4 protein-coding genes are annotated in these 4,548 nt (G+C 28.5%); all 4 read right to left on the bottom strand.

Annotation, left to right across the window (positions count from 1 at the left end):
* Nucleotides 1-434 precede the first annotated feature (434 nt).
* The 4 genes from ACIQ56_RS14830 to ACIQ56_RS14815 all read right to left on the bottom strand — a co-directional run bounded on the left by ACIQ56_RS14830 (nucleotide 435) and on the right by ACIQ56_RS14815 (nucleotide 4,045).
* Nucleotides 435-1,124 carry a hypothetical protein gene (locus ACIQ56_RS14830; protein ID WP_397601820.1) on the bottom strand — a complete coding sequence of 230 codons (690 nt, stop codon included), beginning with the start codon at nucleotides 1,122-1,124 and terminating at the stop codon, nucleotides 435-437.
* 11 nt (nucleotides 1,125-1,135) lie between these two features.
* On the bottom strand, nucleotides 1,136-2,005 hold the full coding sequence (locus ACIQ56_RS14825; RefSeq protein WP_397601819.1) for a ParB/RepB/Spo0J family partition protein: 870 nt from the start codon (nucleotides 2,003-2,005) through the stop codon (nucleotides 1,136-1,138).
* Nucleotides 2,006-2,185: 180 nt separating this feature from the next.
* On the bottom strand, nucleotides 2,186-3,070 hold the full coding sequence (locus ACIQ56_RS14820; RefSeq protein ID WP_397601818.1) for a ParA family protein: 885 nt from the start codon (nucleotides 3,068-3,070) through the stop codon (nucleotides 2,186-2,188).
* Between the two features lie 540 nt (nucleotides 3,071-3,610).
* Complete coding sequence (locus ACIQ56_RS14815) at nucleotides 3,611-4,045, bottom strand: hypothetical protein (RefSeq protein WP_397601817.1); 435 nt, start codon at nucleotides 4,043-4,045, stop codon at nucleotides 3,611-3,613.
* Between the last annotated feature and the right edge of the window lie 503 nt (nucleotides 4,046-4,548).

Genomic DNA, 4,548 nt, shown 5'->3' with positions numbered 1-4,548 from the left:
CATCAATTTCATAGTACCGCTTATATTCATGTGTTCCCCCTTTATAGGGACACTTTTTAATGGAGCTAGAAATTGACATGGAACCACCTCACAACTAATTTTCGGTTATGGGTGTCTATTTGGTTAAAAAGGTAGTAATGAGATAAAGTCATATTTCTTTACCTCATTTGCGCTATTTTTCCTTTATTTATTTTTTTACTTCGAAATTTAAAATAGGATGTCAAAATAATAGAATATGATAAGAGGCAAATTTTAGATTCTTTCAACATTGAAGACTCCGATGAATTTGATTGCACTTGCCCTTGCGCAACAAATCGTCTACAATGAGATTGTTGGATTCTTGGTTCTCATATGCAGAGTTCTTTGTTTGAAAACCTTTATGGTTTTTGGCAAGGAACTTTTCGTTTTTCAGTATATTACTTTATCAATTACCGTTACTTTATACAAGTAAGTATACTTATTTCTTCTTGATTATTTTGTAAATATTCCTCTTTTTTTCTTTCAACAAATTCTTTTTCTTTCCATTTTATAAATTTTTGAATTTCTATTTTTTTATCATTATATCTTGGATGCTCTACAACAGTTTTATATAAAAGATCTGAATTTTTATGTAATCCTAATTTAATACATTCTTGCAAATAAATATCTGATTGTAATAGTGATGTAAATTTAATTGCAAAATTTGTATATATTTTCCTTTTATCTTGCAATACAGACAGCATTCTTAATGTCCAAAATCCATATTTTTTTTGTATAAAAACTAATGCAGAAAATGAAACTTTTGGAAATATTCTTGTATAATTTTCTAATACTGGTAACTCTTTTAGCGCAAGAAGAAACTGATCATTTCTTTCAACTAGTTTCTTTTTCTCTTCAATTAATTTTATTTCATTTTTTAATTTTACCTGGTTTTCTAAATTTGGTTTTTGTAAATTATTTTGTTTTTCTATTTTTATTTTTTGCTGTTGTTCATATTTATTTTTAGCATTTGATACCATTTTTTTTAGCCAAATGAGATCATTTAATTTATTCTGTTCAACAGCAATCTTATATATATTTGAAATAAATTGTTCTGGAAGTTCAGTTATTTCTGGTAAAATTAAATTTATATTAGGTAAACTCATATATCTTACTTTCAATTTATAAATTTAAAATGCCTTAATGCTTTTTCAACGTACATTTTAACATCATCTGTAATATCTGGGTTTAAATCATAAAAAATATTCAATTGCTTTTTATTCATTTCAACTTTCAAAGATTTTACATCTGCTTGAGATTTCTTTTCAACTTTATTTAGTAATGCTTCAATAAGTTCTTGATCAGAAGTCCATTTTTTTCGAGCAAATTCATTAATTAAAATACGCATTGGAAATTTTTCTTTGTTTTCTCTAATAATACTTTTTGCTTGGTCTGAATAAGATGCTAGTTTAATAATGCAATAGACGTAATTCAAATCTTTGCCAAAATACTCTGAAATATTTTCTGCACGCCAACCTAATTCTATTAGTTTCGCATACCCTTCAGATACATCAAGCGGATCTAAGTCAGTACGAAGAAGATTTTCAGTAAGTCCATGAAGCAATCTTGAATGCTTTTCAGAATATTTTTTAATTACACATAAAATTTTATCAATCCCAAGCTCTTTCGCTGCTAATATTCTTCTATGTCCATTAATAGCAATTAATTCATACTTATTTTCTTCGTCTCTTAATTCAACCACTACAGGTTGCAATATTCCTTCAGTTGCAATTGAGTTTTTTAAAGCTTGATATTCTAGATCTTTTGTATCAATTGAAAATCTGACATTTTCACTTAATAGAATCTCTGAAGGATTTAAATAAAATACTTTATTAATTGCAGATCTTATTTTTTCAAGTCTTAATTGTTCTGGTTGTTGGATGGTAAATGTCGGTTCCGTATAAATAGTTTCGGTAAAAGATTTAAGCTTTTTTTCTGCTAAGATTTCTTTGTTTGATTGTTGGTAATTTTTTATAGGTTCTGGCATATCAACCTCAGAAAAGTTATAACGCGTTATATAAAAATTTGGCCTCTATAAAACTTATAACGCGTTATAAAAATTTGGCCTCTATAAAACTTATAACGCGTTATAAAAATTCAGCCTTTGTAAAACTTATAACGCGTTATAAAAATTCAGCCTATGTGAAACTTATAACGCGTTATAAAATTAGCATTCAATTAATGCCTCTTCATCTTTCAATTGTTCAAATCTCTTTTGAGATACTTGAAATTGCGCCTGCTGTCTTCCAATACGCCCACCTTTTAAAAGTGGTTTAATTTCACCAGCCAAAGCTAAATATGATTTTGATATTGGAGAGTTTTTCAAATAGTTAATTAAAGGTGTATGTGCATTTGATGCTGAAAATACAGCTTTTGAAAAAGGAATAATATTTTCAAATAGAGGCATTTTAGTCTCTTTCGAAATTTTTCTTAATATCCTTTCATTTTGAACTTGAGCTGGACTGTCTTTATCAAATTTTTGAATAGAACAACCTAAAAAAGTTAACTTAGGATTCAAATATTTTTTTATTGTTTCAGCATTTTTAAATACTGTTGCTAAGCCGTCAATTACGTCATTTTCTGCAGGAGTCGGAACAAGATAATAATGGGAAATCGCAATAGCCGATTGAAATAATGAATCAGGACTTGGATTTGTATCAATAATTATTAAATCATAATTTTCTAACGCTTCATCATCAAAAACAGGATGCAATAAGAAACTCTGGCGAGCACTCCCGGAAACATTTTTATTAAAATCAAAAAGTCTTTCAGAAGAAGCTAAAATATCAATATTTTCAAATTTACTAGGTATAACAATTTCCGAAAATTTTAAGGAATGTTCCATTGCATAACAAATAGTTTGTTCATATTTCAATGTTGATGTATCTATACCTAAAAGTTTTGTTCCGTTAGATTGATAATCAAGATCAACAAATAATATTTTCAATCCAAGATGAACGTATGATGCTGCTAAATTAACAGCACATGTTGTTTTACCAGCACCACCCTTTTGAAGACAGATAGTTAAAATTGATGTATTTTTTTCGCTCATAAATCTCTCATCTTAAGATTAGTTACGTTTTAAATAAAGTCAGACTTTATTTAAAACCATAATTTATAGTAACTGTAAGATTTTTTGTGTCAACCTATAGTGATGAAAAAATGGCTTAGTGCTATTTAAATAATCAAACTAACAAAGAAAGAAAAAAGTAACAATATTTTTCCTGATACGTTACTTATCCGACCCTCTTTGCTTTCAGTAGTCAGGATAAGCAATATTATCCTGCTAATCTTGATATTATTTAATCGTTAGTCCGATTGTATTTTGGAAATATCATTGTCTTGCAAAAAAATTTTTGGTGTAAATCCTAATATACAATGACCAATATTTCATTGAAAAATCATAAATGAGGTTTAAGTGAACAAAATACAAACCCAGATAGTGCGTTTTTTAAGTAAATCCGGGTCGCGCACCTAAATGGTCAAAAAAAATAAATTTAAAATCTTCAAATTTTTAATTTATTAATTTATTAATTTATTAATTTATTAATTTATTAATTTATTAATTTATTAATTTATTAATTTATTAATTTTATTTAAATATGTATGAAACAGGTGGTTTATTATCAAACCAAACTGGTGATAATTTAAGATTGACAAGCTCATTTTCAATATTAAATTCAACCATATTTCCCCAATCAATTGATGAAAATTGAAATTGAATTAATTTTCCAGATTCATAATTTATAGTACATTTAGAAACAACACCTGGCGCTGGATAGCCCAGCCCATCCCCCCACATCGTACAATATTGATGTGAAGCTGTTTCGTTAGAATTTAATATTTTAATAAATTTCGAATGGTGGAATACCCAATGGTCGCTATCTTCACAAGAAATATGAACAACTTGGTTTGTCTTATTGTTTGAAATCCAACAACTATTTCCGCCATAACATCTATCCAGTTCATGAGCTAATAAGCTTGAACTATATCCTAAAGCAAACAATGTAAATAAATACTTATTCATAATGCTCCTTATTAAAAATCATATATATAATAACCAATGCCTATGTAGTGTTATTGTAGAGAATGTCTAGCATAATTTCAAGTTACAAATTTCCTACCAATATGGGGTTGTAAGCGCTACAATGGCATTTGGTTAAGGTTATGAGTTGTAAGATATGGGGTACCGAGCGGCTGAAACGAAAAAAAGCGGTTTAAAAAATACTACAACTATCTATAGACTAAAATTTTCTTTGATTGTGACCTCTTAAACCTATTTTCACCGGATAAGTTCCCTTATCCTCCCTTGCCTTTAAAATTTTGTTACGATGCTTGGAAAGAATAAATTGCGTCTTTTTGTTTTCCCCCCTTTTTTTCAGATCAATTTCCACTTTTAGGAGTCTTGGGGGTTCTGTTGCAAATAATTAGGAGCTACGAAAGATTGGGTTGTTACTTTTCAAGAATGTCCCCTTTAGGCGCAATTATCCAGCGAGGGAGCTAAATTGCTCCCAAATAGGCAAATGGCTT

The organism is Silvanigrella sp. (assembly GCF_044369315.1).
Lineage (GTDB): Bacteria > Bdellovibrionota_B > Oligoflexia > Silvanigrellales > Silvanigrellaceae > Silvanigrella.
Note: the sequence above shows the minus strand (reverse complement) of the source record. Positions and strands in the feature narration are given on the sequence as shown.